At 62.5% G+C, this 23,581-nt stretch carries 23 protein-coding genes; 11 read left to right on the top strand and 12 right to left on the bottom strand.

The genetic code is table 11. From position 1 onward, the window contains the following. Positions 1-17 precede the first annotated feature (17 nt). Positions 18-1,451, top strand: a complete 1,434-nt coding sequence (gene dnaB, locus D0550_RS07945; RefSeq protein WP_116808579.1) for a replicative DNA helicase — start codon at positions 18-20, stop codon at positions 1,449-1,451. Continuing rightward, positions 1,451-2,524 (top strand): alanine racemase, encoded by a 1,074-nt coding sequence (gene alr / locus D0550_RS07940; RefSeq protein WP_116808578.1) that lies wholly within the window; start codon positions 1,451-1,453, stop codon positions 2,522-2,524. The genes dnaB and alr overlap by 1 nt, the downstream gene beginning before the upstream one ends. 13 nt (positions 2,525-2,537) lie before the next feature. Here the strand turns inward: alr and D0550_RS07935 are convergent, their stop codons facing one another. The 4 genes from D0550_RS07935 to D0550_RS35870 form a co-directional block, all read right to left on the bottom strand. Beyond that, on the bottom strand, positions 2,538-2,915 hold the full coding sequence (locus D0550_RS07935; protein WP_153067088.1) for a hypothetical protein: 378 nt from the start codon (positions 2,913-2,915) through the stop codon (positions 2,538-2,540). A gap of 61 nt (positions 2,916-2,976) precedes the next feature. Beyond that, complete coding sequence (locus tag D0550_RS07930; protein ID WP_116808576.1) at positions 2,977-3,765, bottom strand: FHA domain-containing protein; 789 nt, start codon at positions 3,763-3,765, stop codon at positions 2,977-2,979. Between the two features lie 40 nt (positions 3,766-3,805). Next, positions 3,806-4,624 carry a Stp1/IreP family PP2C-type Ser/Thr phosphatase gene (locus D0550_RS07925; protein WP_206606156.1) on the bottom strand — a complete coding sequence of 273 codons (819 nt, stop codon included), beginning with the start codon at positions 4,622-4,624 and terminating at the stop codon, positions 3,806-3,808. Between the two features lie 17 nt (positions 4,625-4,641). Further along, entirely contained in the window at positions 4,642-7,314 is a 2,673-nt protein-coding gene (locus D0550_RS35870) for a CHASE2 domain-containing serine/threonine-protein kinase (protein ID WP_116808575.1), read from the bottom strand. Between the two features lie 309 nt (positions 7,315-7,623). Between D0550_RS35870 and radA the strand changes: the two genes are divergently transcribed. After that, on the top strand, positions 7,624-8,985 hold the full coding sequence (gene radA, locus D0550_RS07915) for a DNA repair protein RadA (RefSeq protein WP_116808574.1): 1,362 nt from the start codon (positions 7,624-7,626) through the stop codon (positions 8,983-8,985). Here radA and D0550_RS07910 read toward each other — a convergent pair. Both D0550_RS07910 and D0550_RS07905 read right to left on the bottom strand, forming a co-directional pair. Then, positions 8,968-9,849: a transporter associated domain-containing protein gene (locus tag D0550_RS07910; RefSeq protein ID WP_116808573.1), complete on the bottom strand. Its 882-nt coding sequence runs from the start codon at positions 9,847-9,849 to the stop codon at positions 8,968-8,970. The genes radA and D0550_RS07910 overlap by 18 nt on opposite strands. A 9-nt stretch (positions 9,850-9,858) precedes the next feature. Beyond that, positions 9,859-10,608, bottom strand: coding sequence for a cytochrome C assembly family protein (locus D0550_RS07905; protein WP_161965701.1), 750 nt, complete (start codon positions 10,606-10,608; stop codon positions 9,859-9,861). A gap of 232 nt (positions 10,609-10,840) precedes the next feature. On the opposite strand from D0550_RS07905, the gene ffh reads away from it, so the two are divergent. The 7 genes from ffh to sppA all read left to right on the top strand — a co-directional run bounded on the left by ffh (position 10,841) and on the right by sppA (position 17,388). Beyond that, entirely contained in the window at positions 10,841-12,202 is a 1,362-nt protein-coding gene (gene ffh, locus D0550_RS07900) for a signal recognition particle protein (RefSeq protein WP_116808571.1), read from the top strand. Positions 12,203-12,337: 135 nt separating this feature from the next. Next, positions 12,338-12,595: a 30S ribosomal protein S16 gene (rpsP, locus tag D0550_RS07895; RefSeq protein ID WP_116808570.1), complete on the top strand. Its 258-nt coding sequence runs from the start codon at positions 12,338-12,340 to the stop codon at positions 12,593-12,595. Positions 12,596-12,618: 23 nt separating this feature from the next. Next, positions 12,619-13,140, top strand: coding sequence for a ribosome maturation factor RimM (rimM, locus tag D0550_RS07890; RefSeq protein ID WP_116808569.1), 522 nt, complete (start codon positions 12,619-12,621; stop codon positions 13,138-13,140). A gap of 10 nt (positions 13,141-13,150) precedes the next feature. Next, positions 13,151-13,906: a tRNA (guanosine(37)-N1)-methyltransferase TrmD gene (gene trmD / locus D0550_RS07885; protein WP_116808568.1), complete on the top strand. Its 756-nt coding sequence runs from the start codon at positions 13,151-13,153 to the stop codon at positions 13,904-13,906. A gap of 15 nt (positions 13,907-13,921) precedes the next feature. Then, positions 13,922-14,263, top strand: a complete 342-nt coding sequence (rplS, locus tag D0550_RS07880) for a 50S ribosomal protein L19 (protein WP_116808567.1) — start codon at positions 13,922-13,924, stop codon at positions 14,261-14,263. 144 nt (positions 14,264-14,407) lie between these two features. Continuing rightward, positions 14,408-15,520 carry a PQQ-dependent sugar dehydrogenase gene (locus D0550_RS07875; RefSeq protein WP_116808566.1) on the top strand — a complete coding sequence of 371 codons (1,113 nt, stop codon included), beginning with the start codon at positions 14,408-14,410 and terminating at the stop codon, positions 15,518-15,520. A 29-nt stretch (positions 15,521-15,549) separates the two neighbouring features. Further along, positions 15,550-17,388 (top strand): signal peptide peptidase SppA, encoded by a 1,839-nt coding sequence (sppA, locus tag D0550_RS07870; protein ID WP_116808565.1) that lies wholly within the window; start codon positions 15,550-15,552, stop codon positions 17,386-17,388. Between the two features lie 75 nt (positions 17,389-17,463). Here sppA and D0550_RS07865 read toward each other — a convergent pair whose 3' ends face one another. The 5 genes from D0550_RS07865 to D0550_RS07845 form a co-directional block, all read right to left on the bottom strand. Continuing rightward, positions 17,464-17,919 carry a VOC family protein gene (locus D0550_RS07865; RefSeq protein WP_116808726.1) on the bottom strand — a complete coding sequence of 152 codons (456 nt, stop codon included), beginning with the start codon at positions 17,917-17,919 and terminating at the stop codon, positions 17,464-17,466. A gap of 14 nt (positions 17,920-17,933) precedes the next feature. Continuing rightward, complete coding sequence (locus D0550_RS07860; protein ID WP_116808564.1) at positions 17,934-18,629, bottom strand: type 1 glutamine amidotransferase domain-containing protein; 696 nt, start codon at positions 18,627-18,629, stop codon at positions 17,934-17,936. Positions 18,630-18,802: 173 nt separating this feature from the next. Then, positions 18,803-19,405 carry a cell wall hydrolase gene (locus tag D0550_RS07855; protein WP_116808563.1) on the bottom strand — a complete coding sequence of 201 codons (603 nt, stop codon included), beginning with the start codon at positions 19,403-19,405 and terminating at the stop codon, positions 18,803-18,805. 21 nt (positions 19,406-19,426) lie between these two features. After that, entirely contained in the window at positions 19,427-20,062 is a 636-nt protein-coding gene (locus D0550_RS07850; protein WP_174842478.1) for a vWA domain-containing protein, read from the bottom strand. Further along, positions 20,059-21,426, bottom strand: coding sequence for a hypothetical protein (locus tag D0550_RS07845; RefSeq protein ID WP_153067087.1), 1,368 nt, complete (start codon positions 21,424-21,426; stop codon positions 20,059-20,061). The genes D0550_RS07850 and D0550_RS07845 overlap by 4 nt, the downstream gene beginning before the upstream one ends. Before the next feature lie 185 nt (positions 21,427-21,611). Between D0550_RS07845 and D0550_RS07840 the strand changes: the two genes are divergently transcribed. Beyond that, complete coding sequence (locus D0550_RS07840; RefSeq protein WP_153067086.1) at positions 21,612-22,517, top strand: MBL fold metallo-hydrolase; 906 nt, start codon at positions 21,612-21,614, stop codon at positions 22,515-22,517. Between the two features lie 9 nt (positions 22,518-22,526). Here the strand turns inward: D0550_RS07840 and tdh are convergent, their stop codons facing one another. Continuing rightward, positions 22,527-23,558: an L-threonine 3-dehydrogenase gene (gene tdh / locus D0550_RS07835; protein WP_116808560.1), complete on the bottom strand. Its 1,032-nt coding sequence runs from the start codon at positions 23,556-23,558 to the stop codon at positions 22,527-22,529. Positions 23,559-23,581 lie beyond the last annotated feature (23 nt).

Here is a 23,581-nt window from a genome sequence, read left to right as displayed (position 1 = left end):
CTTTCGGCACGCCACCCATGGCCGAAGCCGAAGGCAAGGTCTCGTTCGCGGGCGCACGTCGCGCCCGCGAAAAAGACCGACCGGACCGGACGGTGGACGATATTCGAGTCCCGCCTCACAGCGTCGAGGCGGAGCAGGCCGTGCTCGGCGGCCTGATGCTGGACAACCGCGTTTGGGACAACATCGCGGACCGCATCGTCGCTGACGATTTCTATCGTCGCGATCATCAAATCATCTTTGAGGCCATCGCCGAGCGCGGCGCCAATGGCGAGCCTTCCGATGCCGTCACTCTGTCCGAGTGGCTGGAACGCAAAGGGCTGCTGGCCGAGGTCGGCGGCCTTCCTTATCTCGCACAACTGGTTCGTGACACGCCCAGCGCAGCTAACGTGCGCGCTTACGCGGACGCCGTTCGCGAACGCTCGACGCTAAGACAGCTGATTTCTGTCGGCGGTGAGATCGCCAACGGCGCGTACGATCCGCAAGGTCGCGAGTCCGCCGAGATCCTCGACGAAGCCGAGCGCCGCGTCTTCGAGATCGCCGAGAGCCGCAACAAGACCGGCTCGGGCTTCGTGCCGCTGCGCAACGAAGTCGGCAAGATCATCGATATGATCGATACGCTGTCGCAGAACCCCGGTGCCATCACCGGGCTGTCGACAGGCTTCAAGAAGCTCGACGAGATGACCGCCGGCCTGCAGAAGGGCGATCTCATCATCGTCGCCGCACGTCCTTCCATGGGTAAGACCACGTTCAGTCTGAACATGGCGGAGAACGCCGCCTTCGGCCCGAAGCAGGCCAAGGTGGGCGTGTTCAGTATGGAAATGGGACGCGAGCAGCTGGCGTTTCGTATGGTGTCCTCGCTCGGCCGCGTCGACCAAACCAAGCTGCGCACCGGCCAGCTGGACGACGACGACTGGTCGCGCGTGCAGATGGCCATCTCGATGATGAAATCGTCGAGCATCTTCATCGACGACACGCCGGCGTTGTCTCCTACCGAAGTGCGCGCTCGCGCGCGCCGCTTGAAGCGCGAGCATGGGCTCGATCTGATCGTGGTCGACTACCTGCAGCTGATGCAGGTGCCGGGCAACAAAGAAAACCGCACCGCCGAGATTTCCGAGATCTCGCGCTCGCTGAAGGCGCTGGCGAAGGAATTGTCGGTGCCGGTGATCGCACTGTCGCAGCTGAATCGCGCGGTGGAACAGCGTACGGACAAGCGGCCGGTGAGCTCGGACTTGCGTGAATCGGGCGCTATCGAGCAGGACGCGGACATCATCATGATGATCTACCGCGAAGAGGTTTATAACCCCGAGACGCCGCGCAAGGGCATCGCCGACATCATCATCACCAAACAGCGTAACGGCCCGACCGGCGACATCGAGCTGACCTTCCTCGGCAAGTTCACGAAGTTCGAGAATTACGCGCCAGAGGCTGCCTTCGGCGACGGACCTTTCTAGTGAGCTTTCCGGTTGCGACCATCGATGCAGCGGCACTGCGCAGTAATCTGGCAGTGGTGCGGCGGATGGCGCCGCGCTCTCGCATCATTGCTGTCGTCAAAGCGAATGGCTACGGCCATGGAATGATTCGCGTCGCGCGCGCGCTCGCGGATGCGGATGGCTTGGGCGTGGCTCGTCTCGCCGACGCTATTGCTCTTCGCGAAGCTGGCGTCACTCAACGGATCTTGCTCCTCGAAGGCGTGTTTGGCGTCGAGCAGTTCGCGCTGGCGGCCAAGGAGCAATGTGAGATCGTCGTTCACTCGCCCGAACAGCTCGAGGCGTTGGAACAGTTCGCGGGGTCGCATCGGTTCACGGTGTGGTTGAAGCTCAACAGCGGCATGAACCGGCTGGGCTTTCGGGTCGAAGAGTTCACCGCCGCGCATGCTCGTCTGCAGCGTTGCTCGTCGGTCAGTTCGATTCGAGTGATGACCCACTTGTCCTCGTCGGAAGAGCGCGGCCTGGTGACGGCGACTCAGCTGAAAGTTTTCGACGATCTGGTCGCGCCGCTCGGCCTCGAGCGCAGTGTCGCCAATTCCGCCGCGATCATCGGCTGGCCGGAAGCTCACCAGGATTGGGTGCGGCCGGGGTTGATGCTGTATGGCATGTCGCCGATGTCGAACCAGACTGCCGCCGAGTTCGGTTTGCGGCCCGCTATGACTTTGTCGACGCAGCTCATTGCCGTTCAGAACATTGGGGTCGGCGAGCCGGTTGGTTACAACGGCATCTGGCGCGCTCAGCGCCCATCACGCATTGGCATAGCAGCCATCGGCTACGGCGACGGCTTCCCTCGCGGCACCCGCAACGGTGCGCCTGTGCTCGTTGGCGGGCAAGAGGCACCGATCGCCGGGCGCGTGTCGATGGATATGATTTCCATCGATATCACCGATTTGCCGCAGGCGAAGGCGGGCGATGAGGTTGTTGTGTGGGGCGAAGGCTTGCCGGCCGAGCGACTGGCGCCGTATGCCGATACGACGTGTTATGAGCTCGTCTGCCGCGTGACGTCACGCGTGCCGCTGCTTTGGAAAGATGCCTGAGCCCGCGGAGCGTCTAGTCGCCGAGACTGAGCCAGCGCAAATCCTCTACGGTTCCAAATAGATTGCATTCGTTGTAACCGTTGAGTTTCACGTTCTGCCCTGACACCTGCGCAGCGAGTGCTGTAGCAAGCAAGGCGCGACCCGTGGGGCTGTCGGCGTCGAACACGAACTTGTATCCAGTGTCGGTTTGACACGAAGGTGGCAGGGTCGTCGCTGTCCCATCGATCTTCAGGAAAACCTTCGTTCCATAGACCGGGCCCAGGTGAACCTCGCGAATGACGCCGGTCATGTCTCCAGCGGCGGCAACGCTGCTAAATCCGGCCACCGAGAGAACAAACACGTTCTTAACTCTCAGTATCCAATCTCGAGCAACAGATTCGGCAGTTCGCATGTGTGTTCTCCTTCGCCGGCCTTTCCGTGCAGTGCCTTGATCTCGAAGCAATGGGTTCTTACTAGCCTTCGAAGAATCCCATCTTCACGCCGGCCAGCAGGATCACATCGTTGTCTGCCAGCTTGCGAGCCTGCTCGCCGATCGCGGTGCCATTCACCGACGGATAGTCGCCGGGCTTGCCGCTGTCGACGTGGACGATGAAATAACCGTCGGCGCGACGAGTGATGGCAGCAACCTGCACGCCAGGGCGGCCGAGCGTCGTCAGCGCTTTGTTCAATTCGAGCTCACGACCGGCAAACGCGCCGCTCAACACCTGCAGCTTGGCCTTCGGCAGAGCGATACCGGCATGCTCGCCGGTGGTGCTGGTGCCAGCGGGAGGCATCGGGCGGGTGACGGCGGGTGTCGAGGTTGAAACGGGCGTCGGGGTCGCTTTCGGAGCGGCAACCGGCGGCGGAGGAGGCGGCGATGCGGCTGCGGCCTTCTTCGCGGCGACAGCGGCCACGGCGGAGCCCGGAGTGATCACCATCGTCTTCTCGAATTCATCGGGCTCGGTGTCCGAGCTCTGCGTATCGACGAAACGCAGCTGATGATGGCCGACGGTCACGACGTCGCCGTGCTGGAGCGCATGCTTCTTGATCAGCTTGCCGTTGACGTAAGTGCCGTTGGTGCTGTTCAGATCTTCGAGGAACGAGTCGTTGAGGATGTTGATCACCAGCGAGTGGTGACCGCTCACGGCCGGATTGTCGATGCGAATGTCGTTATCGGGGAGCCGGCCGACGGTGTACCGCTCCTTGTTCATGTTGTATTCGGCCATGACCTGACCGTCCAGGCTAAGAATCAACCGTGCCATTTGCTCGTCCCCGAGTAATGCCAGTCAGCGACCACTGTGACTAGCCAAACCAGCGCAAGATTCTGTCAACTACCCCCGTCCGCGCTGCGAACGAGTCCACAACTTGCGCAAGAATGATTGACACATTGTCGCGACCGCCATTGTCATTCGACAATTGAATCAATTGCTTAGCAACCGTTTCAAGGCTAGCACTAAAGGTGCTCATAGTTAAGTGGATGTCGTCGTCCTCGACCATGTCGGACAGGCCGTCCGAGCACAGACAGAAGAAGTCGCCTTTCTCCACCGGCTGTTCATGGACCTCGACGTCGACGGTCGGCTCCACGCCGAGCGCCCGGGTCACGTAATTCTTGTTGGTGGCGCGCTGCGCCTCGGCCTGGGAGTAGAACCCGCGGTCGACCAGTTCCTGGAGCAGCGAGTGATCCATGGTCATCTGTTCGAGGCGGTTGGCCCGTAACCGGTACAGGCGCGAGTCGCCCACATGGGCAATGGCCACGCGGTTGTCGAAGAACAGGCAGGCCACGATGGTGGTGCCCATGCCCTCGCATTGCGGCTGGGTCTTCGCGGTCTGATAGATGATCTTGTTGGCGCGGGCGATCGCATCTCGCAACACGATGCTCGGCCGGGCCATGCCGGTCTCGGGGTCGGACGACGACATGTCCTGGTGCTCGACGGCTTCCTTCACCAGGCTCATCACCGTTTTCACGGCAATGCCGCTAGCGACCTCACCGGCGTTGTAACCGCCCATGCCATCGGCCAGGACGAACAGGCCGATGTCGGCGTCGACGCCGATCGTGTCCTCGTTGTGCTCTCGCACGCGACCGACGTCGCTCAATCCTACGGAGCGGATCTTGCCACGCACCTAGTTGACCCTCCTGGTCATGGTAGCAACCACTCGTGTTCGGCCTGTGCGGCGCTCTTTTCCGGCGGACCGGCGACGGTGCGCAAAGCCATGGCCATTTCGGCGCAAGTCACGTAACGATCGTCCGCCGACTTGGACAGTGCGCGGTCGATGATGGTCTCGACCTCCGCCGGCAAATCGGGACGGATCGTACGGATCGGAGTGTGCGGCTCAGTAGCGATCTTCTGCATCAAACGCGGCATCGAATCGGCGCGGAACGGTAGTTGACCGCACAGCAGCTGGTACAGGCTCACGCCCAGGGCGAATTGATCGGAGCGACCGTCGAGCGCGCGCCCTTCGAGTTGTTCCGGTGACATGAAGGAAGGTGTGCCCAGGACGATTCCGGTTTTGGTTCGGCTTGTATCGGTCAGGCGTGCGATTCCGAAGTCGGTGATCTTCAGTTCATCCGTCTCGGGATTGAACATTATATTAGCTGGTTTGATGTCGCGATGAACGACGTTCTGCCGGTGCGCATAGTGCAGAGCCTCGGCCACACGGGCGACGAGCAGCATCACGCTTTTCGGCGTCAACAGCTGCTTTGAGTCCGTATGGGTGCTGAGGTGATGGCCGCGCAGGTACTCCATCGCGATGTATGCCAGGCCATTGTCTTCGCCCGCATCGTAGACAGTAACGATAGCCGGATGGTTCAGCCGGCCGGCCATCTCCGCTTCGCGGAAAAAGCGTGCACGCGCTTCGGCCAGATCGTCCTCCTCGAACTCCTCGGCCAGCGGAATCGCCTTGATCGCGACCACGCGATTGATCTTCGGATCGCGGCCCAGGTAGACGATGCCCATGGCGCCTTTGCCGAGCTCGCGCTCGATTTCATAGCGACCGAGGGTGCGCTTCGGCGACGAGCGCCCTGGCATGGACGCATCCAGATCGGGCACGGTTGCTTCGTGATCTTTCAGATCGAACGCGGGCTGTCGCGGCCGGATCGGTCGCGGCGGTTCGCGTTTGACTGGCGGCACTGGCGTGGCCGTCTCATGAGTCATTGTTTCGCGGGACTCGTGCACCAAGGATCCGCGTGTTGCTGGTGCGCGAGTCAACGGTTCTTCGCGCACGCGCGCACGGCGCGCCTTGAGCTCACGGTAGTTGGGATCACGGGTGGCGATATAGGTGTACACCGCGGACGCTTTGGCAAGTTGCGCGCGCCGCTCGAAGTCCATGCCCAGGTTGTAGAGCAGCTCCATTGTCGGTGCATCCAGCGCACAGCGCTGATAGGTCTCGAACGCCAGATCGAGTTGGCCTTGCTTGTGGAACGTCTGTCCGAGCGAGCGCAGATTTGCCCCCGGATCGCGCGCGCCGTCGCCGGTTCGAATGTTGGCGCGACGGATCAGCTCGCCGACCAGATACAAACCATAGGCCGCCGCCAGTGCGATGCAAGGAAGCATGAGGTGCAGCCAGACATGCGACGAGCGCAGCAACATAACCTCGCTGCCGGCGAGCAGCACTATCAGCAGCACCGTCGTCATTCCGCCGATCGCGACGCCCGCGGCAGGCAACATGAAGGCCGAGAACAGCAGCACGAGTGCGACGACGCCCCACTCGACGACCGGCGCGTAACCGGGCCGCGAGTAGTACTGCGCGCTCAACGAGCTCGACACCGCGCTGGCCATCGCCACTACCGGCGGCGTGGCTTTGCTCACAGGCGTGGTGATGGAGTCATCGACATTGTCGCTGTTCATCAGGCCGATGAGCACGACCTTGTCGCGCAGCTCGCGCTTGGGCACGCCGCCCGATAACACTTGCCAGTAGGGATATTGCTGAAATGCATGCACGCCGCTGGGCGGAAAGTAACGTGGACGACTGTGCTGAGTGGAATCCAGCGGCGTCCGACGAGTTCCCAGGGTCAGCGCATTGTTGGAATGGAAAGTCATTTCATTGGGCGAAATGTCCAGCGCGCGACCCGTGATGACTGCAGAAAGCGACGGTACGAGCCCGCTGCCGACGCGAACGGCGGCGAGGCTGGTGCGCACGACGCCGTCCGAATCCGGCTCTATATAGGTGTGGCCGATGCCGCTGGCCTCGGCCAGGAACACTGGCGCGGGCAACATCGTGACCTCGGCATTTGCGGCGCGCTGTAACACTGACGCATCGGAGCCCGGCGCGAAGCGCGCGGGAATCTGAGTGCTGTCTGTGGGACTGTTGTTGAGGCGGATGTGTACCGGCAAGATCACGTTGCCGTGCGCGGCCATGGATCTGGCGAGATGCGCATCGGGATTGCGGCCGGCCGCCGAATCGCCGAGCAGCTTGCGCAGCTGGCGAGCCTGTTCGGAACTCCCCAGGTTGCTGGACTCGAGCAGCGCGAGCGCAGCACGAACTTTTTCACGTTCGCTGGTGCGGCGGGCGGTGTCGAATGGAAAGGTGAATGCGACGACGCTGGCGCCTTCCGCTTTCAGCTTGTCGATCAGGCTGGCGTGCACGTCGCGCGGCCACGGCCACTCACCGAGCTGGGCCAGGCTGGCGTCGTCGATGGCAACGATCGCTACGTCGCGCGACGGCGCGACCTCGACCGAATTCATCATGCGGTCGTAGACGTTCAACTCCAGCGGCAGCGAGGCGGGGGAGTAAACCCAATTGCCCACGGCAACCACCAGAGCTGCAGCCAGCCCGCCGGGAAGCCAGGAGAATCGCGCCAGTTTTGCCGCCACGAAGTGCTACCTAAAACATTAAAACCGTAGCCGAGCCGGTCGACTACCCTGGCCGAATCGAACCGGATGGTCGTAAGACCATGTGGATCGCGGATCGGTTGCCAAGGTGGGTTGGCGGCTGCGGTGGGTACGGGCCCTCAAATGCGGCGCGAGTATAGCGAAGGACGATAGGTTAAATTGCCGGTGGCGTCACACCCGCGGAGCCCTCGTAGGCCCGCCAGCGGCTCGAGGCAAACTCTTCGCCGCGGTACTGCCGATCAGTTCACATCCATATAAAGTCTCGGGCTGCCCCCGCGTCTGTTTAGGAACATGGCCAAAACCAAGGAAATCTTCGTCTGCGAGCAATGTGGTAACGAGAGCCTGCAATGGCAGGGCATCTGCCCGTCATGCGGCGCGGCCGACACACTCAAACGTATGAGTATTAGCCGTAGCTCGCGCACTGGCGCGGAGCGCCGGCCGTTGGCTGCGGGCAGCGAGCGGCCACGGCGACTGGTTGAGGTGTCAGAAGCGAGCGAGCCGCGCATTGCGACCGGCTTGCAGGAGTTCGACCGCGTGCTCGGCGGCGGATTGGTATTGGGCTCCGTGACTTTGCTTGGTGGCGATCCCGGCATCGGCAAGTCCACGGTGTTGTTGCAGGCGGGCGACGCGCTCAGCCGCGCGACTCCGACGCTGTATGTAACCGGCGAAGAATCGTTGCAGCAGGTGAGCCTGCGTGCGCGCCGCCTCGAAGTCGTTAGCGAAACCTTGCAATTGCTTGCAGAGACAAACGTCGAGACCATCCTCGGCCACGCGCAACAGTCCGGCGCGCGCGTGCTGGTCATCGACTCCATTCAAACCATGTTCGTCAATGACGTGGATTCGTCGCCAGGCTCGGCATCGCAGGTGCGCGAGGCGGCCGCGGCGCTGGTGCGCTTTGCCAAGTCATCGGGCGTGTCGGTGCTAATCATCGGTCACGTCACCAAGGAAGGCGTAATCGCCGGTCCGCGCATTCTCGAACACATGGTCGATACCGTGCTTTATTTCGAGAGCGATGCGGGCAGTCGCTTCCGTTTGGTGCGCGCGGTGAAGAATCGCTTCGGCGCGGCGAATGAAGTCGGCGTGTTCGCGATGACCGAGCAAGGTCTGCGCGAGGTCAAGAATCCGTCGGCGATCTTCTTGTCGCAGCATCCGCAGCCCGTGGCTGGCAGCGCGGTGATGGTCGCGCGCGAAGGCAGCCGACCGATGTTGATCGAAGTGCAGTCACTCACCGATGAAGCGCAGGGCATGAATCCGCGGCGCGTTGCGGTCGGTCTGGAAGCGAACCGTCTCGCGCTGTTGCTTGCGGTTTTACATCGACACGGCGGTGTCTCCACGGCGGGGCGCGACGTGTTTCTAAACGTCGTCGGCGGCGTACGCATTTCAGAGACCGCGGCGGATCTGCCGGCGGTGTTGGCGTCAGTGTCGAGCGTGCGCGATCAGCCGCTCGCGCCGCGACTGGTTTGCTTCGGCGAGCTGGGACTGGCGGGCGAGGTGAGGCCGGTGCCCTATGGCGAGGAGCGTTTGCGCGAAGCCGCGAAGCATGGCTTCGAGCGCGCCATCGTCCCGGAAGCCAACAAGCCCCGCCGGGAAATCGAAGGTCTGGAGGTGATCGGCGTCGAGCGTCTGGACGAGGCGTTACGCAACGCCTTTTGACGCGGTCTCGAAATCCACACCGATCGGTCGGATCCGCGCGGTCTTCACGCTGTTCTCCGCGGTCTGGAGAATCTCCACCGACAGATTGCCGAGCTTCAGCCCGGTGCCGGCGTGGGGAATCGTTTCCAGATACTCCAGGATCAAGCCGTTCAAGGTGCGCGGGCCGTCCGTGGGCAGATCCCAGCCGAGCGTCTTGTTCAACACGCGGATGCTGATCGCGCCGTTGATTACGAAACTGCCGTCGGCATCCCGATGGATGTCTTGGTGGAGCGCGCCCGGAGCGCTGGTGAACTCACCGACGACCTCTTCGAGAATGTCTTCGAGCGTCACGAGGCCGCGGATATCGCCGTACTCATCGACGACCAGCGCGATGCGCCGGCGATCGCGCTGGAAATTCAGCAGCTGGACGCTCAGCGTCGTGGCCTCGGGCACGAAGTAGCCTTCGCGCTCACGCGCCAGTTGTAACAATACGTCGCGCGTCAGGTCGGCGCGGGCCATCGCGTGCACCACCTTCTTCATGTGCAGCATGCCGATGATGTTGTCGAGATTGTTCTCGCAGACCGGCAGGCGCGTATGAGGGGTGGAGCGCAGCGTGTCGATGATGGTGTCCCAGTCGTCGGCGATGTCGATGTAAGCGATATCGCTGCGGGGGATCATGATGTCGTCGACCTTCATGGTGTCGAGGTCGAGCAACTTGTCAGTCAGGCGGCGGCGCGGATTGTCGGATACCGACTGCGTCTGTTCGGCGCGGCGCGGCTTGGCCGGCGTGCGCACGAAAGTACGACCCACGAAGAACCCGATGGTCGCGGCCACGAGAACCGCAAGCACCAACGTGCTCACCCAACCGATCGCATGCAGACTCAAATCCGTTCCTCAACCCCAATGCCGGCCGAGAATGGTCTCGAGCACGATTTTGGAACCGAAATACGCAAGACCCAGCAGCGCGAAGCCGCTCAAGGTCCAGTTCCTCGCCACTCTACCGCGCCAGCCGAAGCGCCACCGACCAAACAGCAGCACCGCAAACACCACCCACGCGAGGCACGACAGCACCGTCTTGTGAATGAGGTGCTGTGCGAACAGGTCGCGCACGAAAATGAAGCCACTGAATAGTGCGAGTGTCAGCACCGCGAAGCCAGCGCCCAGCGCCTGGAACGTGGCCGACTCCAGCGCTTCCATCGATGGCAGGATCGTGAGCATGCCGAGCGGCTGACGGCTGCGCAGCCGCCGATCGAGCAGCGCGAGCGCGATGGCGAGGGCCACGGCGATGGTGAGAAGCGCATAAGCCAACGTCGAGAGCACGATGTGCGCGGCGATTTCCCAGCTCTGCTCTTCGCGCGCGTATCCCGCGTTGCCCTCCACTGTGGTGGCGGCGACGACGCCCGCGACGGCCATGAGAACGGAGCTGATGCCGGCGAACCGCGGGCGGGTTAAGGCCAGAGCGAGCGCGAGCAGGCCCGTGGGCCAGCCAATCAGCGAGGCGGTCTCGGCGACGGTGAACGCCAGCTCGGGCTTGGCGAACACAGTTCGCCAGAGCAGGGAGCCGTGGAGCGCGACGGCGATGGCCCCCAGTCCGAGGCCCGCGATCCGCCGCCCACGCGCAGCATTCTCGTCGGCGCGGTACACGCTCGAGGCAAGCCATGCGGCGCAAGCCAGATAGCAGGCGAGAACGACGATGGACAACACTGAGGTGGGGGGCTCAGATAGGGATGACCGCCAGATGATAGCGGATCGCAGTTGGGGTTGGCGGTTAGCCGTTGGAACTGCGGCCCACTGGCCATATTTCGGTCGGCTCTGGCTTCTGCGCCTCTTGGTCTAAACTAGCCCCAACTTTCAATTTCCAGCCAGCCCAAATTCCATGTTCGACAAACTGACTGAACGCCTGCAAGGCGTCATGGAGAGCCTGCGCGGTCGCGGGCGTCTCACCGAGGAGAATATTGCCGACACCCTGCGCCAGGTGCGCATGGCGCTGCTGGAGGCGGACGTCGCGCTGCCGGTCGTGAAGACCTTCGTCGACGCCATCCGCGGCAAGGTCGTCGGTCAGGAGTTCGACAAGAGCCTGACGCCGGGTCAGATGCTGGTGAAGCTCATCCACGATGAGCTGATCGCGCTGATGGGCGCGGGCGTCCGGCCGTTGAACCTGCGCGCGCAGCCGCCCGTGGTCATCCTGCTTGCAGGTCTCCAGGGCGCGGGTAAGACCACCTCGGCGGGCAAGCTCGCCAAGTGGCTCAAGGAGAACGAGCGCAAGAAGGTGCTGCTCGCCAGTACCGACGTTTACCGTCCCGCGGCCATCCTGCAGCTGGAGCGGCTGGCGGCGCAGCTGGATGTGGCGTTCTTCCCGTCCGATCCGAAAAAGGCCCCGGTGACGCTGGCGAAAGAGGCGCTGACCGAGGCGAAGCAGTCGCTGTACGACGTGCTGATCGTCGATACCGCCGGCCGGTTGCACGTCGACGACGAGATGATGGTGGAGATCAAGGAGATCGCCGGCGCCGTGTCACCCACGGAGACGCTGTTCGTCGTCGACAGCATGGCCGGCCAGGATGCCGTGAACGCGGCGCGCGCCTTCGGCGCGGCGCTGACCTTGACCGGCGTAGTGCTCACGAAGACCGACGGTGACGCGCGCGGTGGCGCGGCCTTGTCGGTGCGGCAGATCACCGGCGCGCCCATTCTCTTTATGGGCACCGGCGAAAAAACGGATGCCTTGGAGCCGTTCCACGCCGAGCGCGTCGCTTCGCGCATCCTGGGCATGGGCGACGTGCTGTCGCTGGTCGAGAAGGTCACCCAGAACGTCGATCGCGAGCAGGCCGAAAAGCTGGCTCGCAAGCTGAAGAAGGGCAAGGACTTCGACCTGGAGGATCTGCACGATCAGCTGCAGCAGGTCGAGAAAATGGGCGGCCTGAGCGCGCTCATGGACAAGCTGCCCGCGCAGCTGGCCGGCAAGGCGGCGCAGATGCCCCAGGGCAATGAAAAGGAGATCAAACGGCAGGTGGCCATGATCCGCTCCATGACCCCGGGCGAGCGCCGCTACCCCAAAAGCATCGACGCCTCGCGCAAGCGCCGGATCGCGGCGGGCTCGGGCGTGCATGTGTCGGAGATCAATAAGCTCCTGAAAAACCACATGCAAATGCAGAAGATGATGAAGACGTTCTCGAAGGGCGGCGGCCTGCGGCGCCTGATGAGTGCCTTCAGCGGCGGCGGATTTCCCCGACCTGGGGGCTGATCGGCACAGCGTCGGCGCGAAGGGCCCCGCGCCGACTTTGAAAAAACCTATACATCCAGTATAGTTCGCGCCCTTTTCCGGGCGCCCCGTGCCCGGACGCCCGGCTTTACGTATTGAATTCGAGGCTTTAGCAGCATGGTCACGATCCGGCTCACCCGTCGTGGGGCGAAGAAGTCGCCCTTCTATCACATCGTCGTTACCGACAGTCGGATGCGTCAGGGCGGCACGACCCTGGAGCAGGTCGGCTTTTTCAACCCGATTCCGACTGGCAAGCAGCGCCGCCTGGAGCTGAAGCTGGATCGCGTCGACTACTGGGTCGGCAAGGGTGCGAAGCCGTCCGAGCGCGTGGCCGAGCTGGTCAAGACGCATCGCAAGCAGGCCGTCGCGGCCTGAATTGACGTTTGAGCGCCGCTGTCATGAGCGACGCGCAGGCTGATCGCTGGGTGGTGCTGGGTAAGATCGGCAGCACCTTCGGCGTGCAGGGCTGGGTGCGAATCACTTCGTACACGGATCCGGCCGAGAACATTCTGGATTACGACCGCTGGCACCTGCATCGGGCCGGGCAGTGGGTAGCGGTTGAAGTCGAAGATGGGCGGATGACCGCCAAAGGCGTGCTGGCCAAGCTCGCCGGTATCGAGACTCCGGAAGAGGCTCGGTTGCAGGTGGGCATCGAGATTGCCGTGCTGCGCAGCGAGCTGCCGCCGACGGCGCCCGGAGAGTATTACTGGAGCGATCTGGAAGGGCTGGAAGCGCTGACGTCGAGCGGTGAATCGCTGGGTCGCGTGGACCACTTCCGCAGTACGCCGGGTGGCGATCTGGCGGTGGTCAAAGGTGCCAGGGAGCACTGGATTCCGTTCGTGAAGGACCGGATCGTCAAGGTCGACCTGGAGGCCGGACACATCGTGTTCGACTGGGGTGTGGACTGGCTGGACGATTGAGGCTTCGGCGATGCGCATCGAAGTGGTGACGCTGTTTCCGGAGTTCGTGACCGAAGCAGTTCGAGTGGGAGTTCTGGGTCGCGCCATCGAGCGCGGCACCGTGGCGGTGAATGCCACGACCCCGCGCGAATTCGCGACCGACGTGCACAAGACCGTCGACGACCGTCCTTACGGGGGCGGCCCGGGGATGGTGATGAAGATCGAGCCGGCGCGCACCTCGATACGAGCCGCGAAGGCGCGACTGCCCGAGGGTAGTCGCAGCGTGTACCTCGCCGCTGACGGTGCGCCATTGACGCACGCGAAGGCGCAGGAGCTGGCCAAGTTGCCGGGCCTGCTGTTGCTGGCGGGGCGCTACGAAGGGGTCGATGAACGGCTGATCCAGTCGGAAATCGACGAGAGCGTGTCCATCGGCGACTACGTGTTGTCGGGTGGCGAGCTGCCGGCGCTGGTGCTGATCGACGCGGTAGTCCGGCTGTTGCCGGGCGTGCTGGGTGACGAGGCCTCGGCGGTGGAAGATTCGTTCGTCGCCGGACTGCTCGACTGGCCGCACTACACGCGGCCGGAAGTGTTCGAAGGGCAGGCGGTGCCTGCGGTGCTGGTCGGCGGCAATCATGCCGCGATCCGCCGCTGGCGCGAGCAGCAGGCGCTCGGGCGCACTTGGCTGCGGCGGCCGGACTTGATCGAGAAACTGGCGCTGACGGCCGAACAGCAGCGCTTATTGAAAGAATTTTTGGCGGAACGCGAGGCGTCTCCGCCGCCGGTTTGAAAGGATGGGTACACCATGAACATCATCGAAAAGCTCGAGAGCGAAGCCATCGGCAAAGAAATTCCGGACTTCTCCCCCGGCGACACCGTCGTCGTGGAAGTGAAGGTGAAGGAAGGCGACCGCGAGCGCACCCAGGCCTATGAAGGCGTGGTGATTGCACGTCGCAATCGCGGCTTCAACTCTTCGTTCACTGTGCGCAAGATTTCGCACGGCGAAGGTGTGGAGCGCGTGTTCCAGACGTACAGCCCCTCGATCGGTGCCATCACCGTCAAGCGTCGCGGCAACGTGCGTCGCGCCAAGCTGTACTACCTGCGCGATCTGACCGGCAAGGCCGCGCGCATCGAAGAAAAGGTGTAATTCACACCTACGGATTGCATGGCCGGCGTTAGCGCAAACCTACACGCCGGTCATTCTTCCTCCCATCCCGGTTAGCGGCCCGTCTCGGCCGCTAACTGCTTGGTCTCCGCGGTGGTTAAACTGTGTCTTCCTAGAGGAGACACCATGCCCGCCTCTTTCCACCGCCAGCTGTTCGGCCTGCTCGCGCTCTGCTGCGCGACTGCTGCGCTCGCCAGTCCTGCGACGGACAAGGTGCTGCAGAACGTTCGTCTGCCTGCCGGCTTTCAGCTCGAGGTTTACGCCGACAATGTTCCGGCTGCGCGTTCCCTGGCGCTCGGCTCGAAAGGCACGTTGTTCGTGGGCACGCGCGGTAGCACTGTTTACGCGATCAGCGGCTCGCCTGGCACCGGACTCAAGCCGACGGTGCGTGTGATCGCGGAAAAGCTGAACATGCCCAACGGCGTTGCCTTCCGCGACGGTGCACTGTACGTCGCCGAGGTCCACCGCATCCTGCGCTATGACGACATCGAATCGAAGCTGGCCAACGTTCCAGCGCCTAAAGTCGTGCGCGGCGATCTGCCAACGTCCCGTCATCACGGCTGGCGATACATTGCGTTCGGCCCGGACGGCAAGTTGTACGTCTCGATCGGTGCCCCCTGCAATGTTTGTAACGAGCCGAATTTCGGCCTGATCGCGCGCATGAATGCCGATGGCTCCGGCCAGGAAGTGTTTGCTCGCGGTATTCGTAACAGCGTCGGGTTCACCTGGCATCCCACCACCAAGGAGCTGTGGTTCACCGACAACGGCCGCGATTATCTCGGCGACGACTCGCCCCCAGACGAGCTGAATGTCGCGCCCCGCGCCGGTCTCGACTTCGGCTTTCCTTACTGCCATGGCCGGGACACGAAAGATCCCGATTTCGGCAAGCTGGGCGACTGCTCACGCATGACGCCGCCGGCGCAAACATTGGGCGCGCACGTCGCGGCCCTGGGCGTGAAGTTCTATACGGGCAGCGTGTTCCCAGAGAAATATCGCAATCAGATATTCATCGCCGAGCATGGCTCCTGGAACCGGCGCACCAAGAGCGGTTATCGCCTGACCCTGGTACGACTCGACGGCGACAAAGCGATCAGCTATGAACCGTTCGCGACCGGATTCAATCGCGACGACGACGTGTTCGGGCGGCCGGTGGATCTGCTGGTGCTCGAGGATGGCTCGATGCTGATCTCCGACGACACCGCCGGCGCCATCTACCGTCTGACTTACTCTGCGACCTAACCCGATTTCATTTATTTGGCGCCTGCTCCATGAAAGCGATTGCCTGGTTCCTCGGTTTCGTCTGGCGTGGCCTCGATGGCCTGCGCAAAGTGCTGCACCTCATCGTGTTGCTGGTGCTGTTCCTCGCGATCGGCGCGGCGCTGTCGCCGAGTATCCCGCTCATTCCTCACAAGGCGGCGCTAGTGCTCGCGCCGCAGGGTGCGCTGGTCGAGCAGCTTTCGGGCGACCCGTTCGAGCGCGCGGTGGCGGAAGCGTACGGCCAGGGCCGTCCTGAGACATTGCTGCGCGATCTGGTCGATTCCGTCGACAAGGCCGCCACCGACAAGCGCATCGAGCTGATGGTCCTCGACCTCAGTGGCATGAACGGCGGCGGCATCGCCAAGATGCAGGAGCTGGCGGCGGCAATTCAGCGCTTCCGGGCTGCGGGCAAGAAGGTGTTCGCGTTCGGGGAAAGTTACGATCAGGCGCAGTACTACCTCGCCGCGCAGGCCGACGAGATCTATCTGGATCCGCACGGCCTCGTGCTCATCGAAGGTTTCGGTTACTACCGCACGTTCCTGAAAGGCGTGATCGACAAGCTGTCGGTCGATGTGAACGTATTCCGTGCCGGCAAGTTCAAGTCGTTCACGGATCAGTTCAGCCGCAGCGACATGTCCGAGCAGGAAGAGCAGGAGAGCCTGGCATGGCTGAACGCGCTGTGGAAGCAGTATCAGGCGGGCGTCACCAAGGCGCGCGGGCTCGATGAAGGTGCGATTGCCGCCTACGCGAACCAGTACGCCGAGATTGCGAAGTCACATCGCGGCGATCTGGCGACCGCGGCGCTCGAGAAAAATCTGGTGACCGAGCTGAAGTCGCGCCGGGAGTTCGAGGATCAGATCAAGGCGCTGGTCGGCGAGGACAAGGACGAGCACACCTTCAACGGGGTCGTGAACTGGGATTATCTGACCGCGGCCCGCTCGGGCGAGTCGCTCAAGCTCGAAGGCAATCGCGTCGGCGTCGTGGTGGCCTCGGGTGAGATTCTCGACGGCTCACAGCCGCCGGGCACGATCGGCTCGGAGTCCACCTCGCGGCTGCTGCGTGATGCGCTCTATGACGACAAGGTCAAAGCAGTGGTGCTGCGAATCGACAGCCCCGGCGGCAGCATGCTGGCGTCGGAAGTCATCCGTCGCGAGATCGATGCGTTGCGCGATGCTGGCAAGCCGGTGATCGCGTCGATGAGCAGCACGGCGGCGTCGGGCGGCTATTACATCGCCATGGATGCGGATGAGATCTGGGCGAGCCCGGCGACGCTCACCGGCTCGATCGGCGTGTTCGCGGTGTTTCCGACCATCGAGCGCACGCTCGAGAAATTCGGCGTGACCATCGACGGCGTGGGCACGACGCCGTACGCAGGCTCGCTGCGCCTCGATCGCACGCTGAACGATGGCGCGAAAGAGATCCTGCAGAATTCCATCGATCACGCGTACAGCGTATTCGTGAACAACGTGGCGACGGCGCGCGAGAAATCTTTCGAGGATATCGATGAGGTTGCGCAGGGCAGAGTATGGGCGGGCGTGGACGCCGCTCAGCACGGGTTGGTGGACAAGCTCGGGTCGTACAAGGATGCGTTGGATGCCGCTGCGGAGAAGGCAGGCCTGGGCAAGGACTACAAGGTTCACTACATCGAGCCGCCGATGGGCTGGCGTCAGGCACTGGCGATGCGCTCGCAAGCGCTGGCGGCGCGCATCACCCGGTCGCTCGTGCCGGAGCACGCATTGTTTGCTAACGCCCGCCGCATCCTGGCGCCGCTCGAAGCGGAATTGACGCGGTTGGCGCGCTTCAATGATCCGCAGAACGTGTATTACTACTGCATGTGTTCGGCGCCCTGAGCTGAGTGTTTTCTCCCCCTCTGGGGAGAAATTAGGGAGTGTGTGTTCGGCGCCGGCTACGCATGAGGCCGAAGGTTAGCCGTACGTGAAGTCCGGTTTGCTCTGTCCGACCTCGATAATGTAACCGTCGGGATCTCGGATATAGCAGCGCGTTTCGCCGTACTTGTCCTTCGGCTCCGTGATGAACTCGGCTCCTCGACTTCTCCACAGTTCATAGCACGCTTGAATATCGGCAACACGGATATTCATGAAGCTGCTGACCTTATCCGGATCGGGCAGGACACTGAGCGTTACCGCCGGCTTGTCGGGAGTCGGCCCGCCCCCGACGTTGACAATCAGCCACGTGTTGGCGATCTGAATGTACCCGGGCGCGCCGTTGCTATCGCCTCTGCTCAGAATGCGCCCGCCGAAGACCCTTTCGTAGAAGCGAGCCGACCGATCGATGTCGGCGACGGTAAGAAAATGCGCGATGGTGAATCCGTTGCGCGGGGGCATCTCATAGCTCTGCTGTTCAACTTGTACGCTGTTCATCGATGGCTCCACTGTCACGGGGCGGCAATCGGCTGTTCCCTGGTGAGCTTCAGCAGGGCTTGCGCTGCCGAGACGGATGACGCGGGGTTTTGGCCCGTAATGAGGCGACCATCTACGATAGAGAACGGATCCCAATTGCGCTTCTTTTCAAAGATGGCTCCCAGGCTCAGCAATTCGTCCTCGACGAGAAATGGCACAACCCGCGTGAGCTGCACTTCCTCCTCTTCGCCATCGGTAAAGCCGGTTACATGTTTCCCCTTCACAAGAGGCTCGCCCTTGTAGGTCACGTGACGCAGCACGCCCGGGGAGTGGCAGACAAGCGCAATCGGCTTGCCTGCATTGTAGAAGGACTCGAGCAAGGCCTTGGAAACAGGACTTTCAGCGAGATCCCACATCGGCCCGTGGCCGCCTGGGTAGAACACTGTGTCAAAGTCGTCCGCTTTCACCTCTGCGAGCTTGACCGTCTGTGAGAAGTCCCTCTTGGCTCTCTCATCCTGCTTGAAGCGCGTCGTCGCGGGAGTCTGATTCTCAGGCAGATCGCTTTTTGGATCGAGCGGCGGCCGCCCTCCTTTGGGTGAAGCAAGCGTCAAGTCGACGCCGGCGTCGCGGAAGACAAAATAGGGCGCTGCGCCCTCCTCGAGCCAGAAACCGGTCGGGCGACCGGTGTCGCCCAGTTGATCATGGGAAGTGAATACCATCAGGATTTTCATGCTGTCTCCTGGCCGGTTCGCCGGGTTCTCTCGCCGAACGTGGCGCTGCGAGGCAGGGAGGGCAATGTCACCTTGGTCCGATTGCCACAGCTCGTGGAGAGATCGTCCCGCTTGTTGACCTGTCGTGCGCGCACGCTCGCCGGCACCGCAGAAGTAAGGGCAGAGCCGACGGCTCACCGGTAAAAGATGTGGTTGCCAATCTTCGCAACCACTTTCTTCGAGCTCGCCCAATACGGCTGCACCGACGTCGCGTGATAGAACAGGGCGTCCGGGACCACCGGCTCGTAATAGCCGTGATAAACCGTCGTCGCCACGTTCATCGACTGTTTCCAGGCAGGACTGCCTGACTCCAGTCGCAGCTTGAACGCCGTCCACGAGAAGTGTGCGACCAGGCGCTGCCGTGACGCATCCCAGCGCGTGTCGTGCACGACTTCGCAGATCGTGTTGGGGAAGTGCCGCGACGCCAGCCGATTCATCGTAACTTCAGCGACCGCGTACTGGCCCTGCAGCGTCTCGCCCCGCGCCTCGAAATAAATGTTCTCGGCGAGGCAGCGAATCTCGCGGGCTCGGACTTTAGCGGCGTCGATGCGTGAGCCGTCGTAGGTCGAACGCGCGCTATACGCAAAATAGACAATCATGCCGACTGCGATGAAGGGCAGGGTGAGGAACGCGAAAAAGGGCGCGTCTCCTTTGTCCCGGAGCAGCCAGTACATCGCCAGCCTGCGTCGTCGGAGCACGAACCAGGCGCGCACGTCGTAGAGCACGGATCTCAGCATCGCTTTGCTTCAGCTGTCGCGTCACAGCAGGCCGTCGAGGCGCTCCAGGTCATTGATCATTCGCCAGCGGCCTCCGGCATTCTCGACGCGCGTGCGCCATGCCTCTACGCGTGCGAGATACTCGCGTGGATCGAAGTTATCCGAGCGCAACTTGGTGACGTTGAGCGCAACGACTTCGAATCCCTTCAGGTCGAGTGGCACATCGCGCACATAGCCCTTCGCCAGATCCTCCTGCAGGTCCGAGAAGATCAGGATGGCCTTGCGGCCGGAGTTCTTTTCGTTGAGGAACTCGATGCCTTGCAGGAGGCCGCCGGTGATGTCGGTGTAGGGAGCGGATTGCGAGTGCTCGACGAAGGTTTTGATGGCGTCGGCGAACGCACGCTTCTGACCGTTCGCGGTGCTCGGCCGGTCGTCGAAGGTGGCCTTGGCGATGATGTCCTTCTCGCTGAAGCTGCCGGTGTCGATGCGGGCGACCGCAAACGAGTCGGTCGGCTGCAATCTCGACAGCGCGTAGAGGATGATGCTCTGCGCCTTTTTCAGTTCCTCGTTGTACGTGCCCGACGTGTCGAGCAGCAGATAGACGCCCGTGTTGCGAGGCGCAGTCGGCGTGCAGCCGCCGATCAGGAGCGCAGTCAGGGCGAGGATGAAGGCCTTCATGTCTGCACCTCCTGTGCTGAGCCCGCCTCTTGGGCGCGCGCCTCGTTTGCTGCTGCTTTCGCCCGCGCTTCGAGCCACAAAGGAACGAACAGCGGCAGATCGTAGAGACGCTCCAGCAATTTGCCGATGTGATGGAACGAGTTGCTCAGCACCCGGAAGACCAAAGCGACCGCTCTCAAGACACCGATACCGCACAGGCCGAGCACGGTGCGCGACGAGTGCACGAACGTTTCGAATGGAATCGCCACGAAGGTCAACGCGAACGGCAGAATGAAGCCCATGCCCATCTGCGCGGCCGTCGTGATCCACAGGAACTCGTTCTTCAGCCCGCCGCTATCTTCTCCGCGCAGCAGTGCACCGGTTGCCAGCTCGTCCTGGAGCAACACTTCGCGCATGTACGCCAGGCCGGCTTCGACGCTGGCCAGCAGTGCCAGCAGGCTGAACGTGATCCAGATCATGCGCACGCGCATTTTGTCGGGCAGGGCGGCGATCACGGGAAACAATCGCGTGATGCGCAACGACTCCATGAGGAACAGGCCCATCGAGATCTCGACCATGATGATCACGAGTGCCGCAATGTCGGCGGTCCGGAACGAGCCGATGTAGCTCGTGCCGCCCACCATCTCCGACATGGGGCGGGCGATCAGCGAGAAATTGATGGCTGCGCCGCCGATCGCGATCAGCAGCACCAGTCCCGAGACAAAGAACTGCACCACCGAGGACGAGGAGAGCGTCGACACCGCCCGGTCGTGACCGTGCACGATGTCCTGATAATCCTGCATGTGGCGATCGATGGCGCTGGCGCGGTTCAGCAAACTTTCGACAGAGGCCATCACCCGGTCGAGCGTTTCTTTGATGACGCGCCATTCCGGCATCATCTTGCGCAGCAGCCCGTGCCGCTCGGCACTGGCCTCGCGATAGGTATCCATCGCCTCTTTGTGAGCTTTGACCAGCGACTTGTGGATGTCCTCGAGAATGGCGGCCGCACCGTTGCGCGCTTCCATTTGGGCCACGGCGTCGACAGCACGCACCCAGCCCGGCGCTTCCGGCGGCACGTCGACAGCGGCCTGATGCTCTTCCTCTATACGCCGGATCGACTCGCTCAACGCACGATGCAGCGTGGGATAGTTGGACAGATCCTTGCGCACACTGTCGCTGATGCGCTCGAACTCGCGCTCGATGATCCGCTCCTTCGCCTCGCGTCCTGCGGCGAGCAGAACGTCACGGTTGCGGGTCGCAAGCCTCGATTCGAGATGCGTCGTTGAGTGCGAGGCCAGTCGCAGACCGCGCGCAATTGCGCTGGTCGCTGTACGAATTGCCTGGTGAGCCGTCTCTCGCGCCAGAAACAATACGAAGACTGCCACGATGAATAAGATCAGTATCGAGAGTGTGGGCCAGGGTGTGAACTCGAGAAGCGCACTGAAGGACATAACTTTCCCCTTGCAATGGGTGTCCGGCGCGGCAATCCTGAACGAGACTGCCGCTAGCTGTCTGAATTCGGCTGAACGAGCCCGGCGGATGTCACCTGAATGAACGAATGGAGTGAAACTTGACGCAGTTCTCAAGCCGGCCAGCTGAACGACTCTGGCGGCTGATTCTGATGGTGGCCGCGATGCTGCCGATTTTTAGTGCGGCACGCGCCGATGCGTTGGTCGAGAAGACCTGGATTCATGGGTCGGCGAACTGCGCCGAGAATCGCGATGCGCCGCTCGAAACGTTTCAGTTCGATGCGGACACCTACATTTTCCGACAGAACAAATGCCTGAACTTCGAAGGGCCGTTCATTTACGTGATGTTCGGCCAACACACGGTGTTCATTCAGGATACCGGCGCGACGGCAGATGCCGCGCAATTCCCGCTCCATGAAACCGTTCGGCGGCTCATGCGCCAGCGTGGGGATGAGAAACTGAATATCCTGGTCACCCACTCGCACAGCCACGGTGACCATATCGCCGGCGACGCGCAGTTTCGCGGCCAGCCTGGCGTCACGCTGGTCGAGCCCAACGCCCCCGCCGTCCGCGAGCATTTTGGTTTCACGAATTGGCCGGATGGGGTGGCCACGATCGATCTGGGAGGTCGCACGCTGACTGTGCTACCTGCGCCCGGCCATCAGGATGAGGCACTGGTCGTTTATGACGAGCGCACGCGCTGGCTGCTGACCGGAGACAGCCTCTATCCCGGGCGGCTCTATGTGCGAGATTGGGCTGCGTTTCGCGCCAGTGTCGAGCACCTGGTGACATTTACAAAGACTCACCCGGTGTCCGCCATCATGGGCACGCACATCGAGCTCGCGCGCAACGGTGAGCAGTACCCAGCTGGCACGACACATCAGCCCGACGAAGCCAGCCTGGTGCTGACGACGCGTGACCTGGAAGAGCTCGATCGATTGTTACAGCAGGCGGGCGCTGAGCCGAAGCAGATCGCGACTCAGCGCTTCATCGTGTGGCCGAAGTAGTCGGCCGGCTCAGGCCGTTTCCCAGTTCATCACCACTTTGCCCGACTGGCCGGCGCCCATGATCTCGAAGGCGCGCTGATATTCAGTGTATGGCAGACGGTGGGTGATGATGGGGCGGACGTTCAGGCCGCTCTGCAGCAGCGCGGCCATCTTGTACCAGGTCTCGAACATCTGGCGGCCGTAGATGCCTTTGATGGTGAGGCCTTTGAGGATCACATCGTTCCAGTCGATGGCAACTTCGGTGGAGGGGATGCCGAGCATGGCGACGCTGCCGCCGTGATGAAGCGTGCGGAGCATGCTGCGCAGAGCGGAGGCGTTGCCGGACATTTCCAGGCCGACGTCGAAGCCTTCCTGCATGCCGAGTTGCTTCATCGCGTCGTCGAGCGAGTCGCGAGTGACGTTCAATGCCAGCGTTGCGCCCATCTTGCGCGCCAGGTCCAGCCGATAGTCATTCACGTCGGTAATCACGACGTTGCGCGCGCCAATGAAGCGAACGATCGCGGCAGCCATGATGCCGATGGGGCCGGCGCCGGTGATCAAAACGTCCTCGCCGACGACGTCGAATGCCAGTGCGGTGTGCACGGCGTTGCCAAGTGGATCGAGAATGGAAGCGATTTCGTCGTCGATGGCTGCTGGCAGTTTGAATGCGTTGAACGCAGGAATCACGACGTACTCTGCAAACGAGCCCTGGCGGTTCACGCCCACGCCGAGCGTGTTACGGCACAGATGCCGGCGGCCGGCGCGACAGTTACGACAGTAGCCGCAAGTGATGTGGCCTTCGCCGGAAGCGCGATCGCCGGGCCTGAAGCCTTGTACTTCGCTGCCGACCTCGACGATCTCACCGCTGTACTCATGGCCTACGGCCATCGGCACGGGGATGGTCTTCTGCGCCCACGCATCCCAGTTGTAGATGTGCATGTCGGTGCCGCAGATCGCGGTCCGCTTGACGCGAATCATCACATCGTTGGGGCCGACGGTCGGCTTGGGAATGTCCTGCAGTTCAATGCCGACGGCAGCCTGGGCTTTGACTAGTGCGCGCATGAGTGGTTGCTTGCGTTTATTTA

It is taken from the genome of Steroidobacter cummioxidans (assembly GCF_003104955.1).
Note: the sequence above shows the minus strand (reverse complement) of the source record. Positions and strands in the feature narration are given on the sequence as shown.

Bases quoted from the DNA above. Each gene is read 5' to 3' on its own strand.
- rimM (WP_116808569.1), top strand. From the start codon at position 12,619: ATGAGCGACGCGCAGGCTGATCGCTGGGTGGTGCTGGGTAAGATCGGC.
- D0550_RS07860 (WP_116808564.1), bottom strand. From the start codon at position 18,629: ATGAAAATCCTGATGGTATTCACTTCCCATGATCAACTGGGCGACACC.
- radA (WP_116808574.1), top strand. From the start codon at position 7,624: ATGGCCAAAACCAAGGAAATCTTCGTCTGCGAGCAATGTGGTAACGAG.
- dnaB (WP_116808579.1), top strand. From the start codon at position 18: ATGGCCGAAGCCGAAGGCAAGGTCTCGTTCGCGGGCGCACGTCGCGCC.
- D0550_RS07865 (WP_116808726.1), bottom strand. From the start codon at position 17,919: ATGAACAGCGTACAAGTTGAACAGCAGAGCTATGAGATGCCCCCGCGC.
- sppA (WP_116808565.1), top strand. From the start codon at position 15,550: ATGAAAGCGATTGCCTGGTTCCTCGGTTTCGTCTGGCGTGGCCTCGAT.
- tdh (WP_116808560.1), bottom strand. From the start codon at position 23,558: ATGCGCGCACTAGTCAAAGCCCAGGCTGCCGTCGGCATTGAACTGCAG.
- D0550_RS07930 (WP_116808576.1), bottom strand. From the start codon at position 3,765: ATGGCACGGTTGATTCTTAGCCTGGACGGTCAGGTCATGGCCGAATAC.
- rplS (WP_116808567.1), top strand. From the start codon at position 13,922: ATGAACATCATCGAAAAGCTCGAGAGCGAAGCCATCGGCAAAGAAATT.
- D0550_RS07855 (WP_116808563.1), bottom strand. From the start codon at position 19,405: ATGCTGAGATCCGTGCTCTACGACGTGCGCGCCTGGTTCGTGCTCCGA.
- D0550_RS07875 (WP_116808566.1), top strand. From the start codon at position 14,408: ATGCCCGCCTCTTTCCACCGCCAGCTGTTCGGCCTGCTCGCGCTCTGC.
- D0550_RS07850 (WP_174842478.1), bottom strand. From the start codon at position 20,062: ATGAAGGCCTTCATCCTCGCCCTGACTGCGCTCCTGATCGGCGGCTGC.
- D0550_RS07935 (WP_153067088.1), bottom strand. From the start codon at position 2,915: ATGCGAACTGCCGAATCTGTTGCTCGAGATTGGATACTGAGAGTTAAG.
- ffh (WP_116808571.1), top strand. From the start codon at position 10,841: ATGTTCGACAAACTGACTGAACGCCTGCAAGGCGTCATGGAGAGCCTG.
- trmD (WP_116808568.1), top strand. From the start codon at position 13,151: ATGCGCATCGAAGTGGTGACGCTGTTTCCGGAGTTCGTGACCGAAGCA.
- rpsP (WP_116808570.1), top strand. From the start codon at position 12,338: ATGGTCACGATCCGGCTCACCCGTCGTGGGGCGAAGAAGTCGCCCTTC.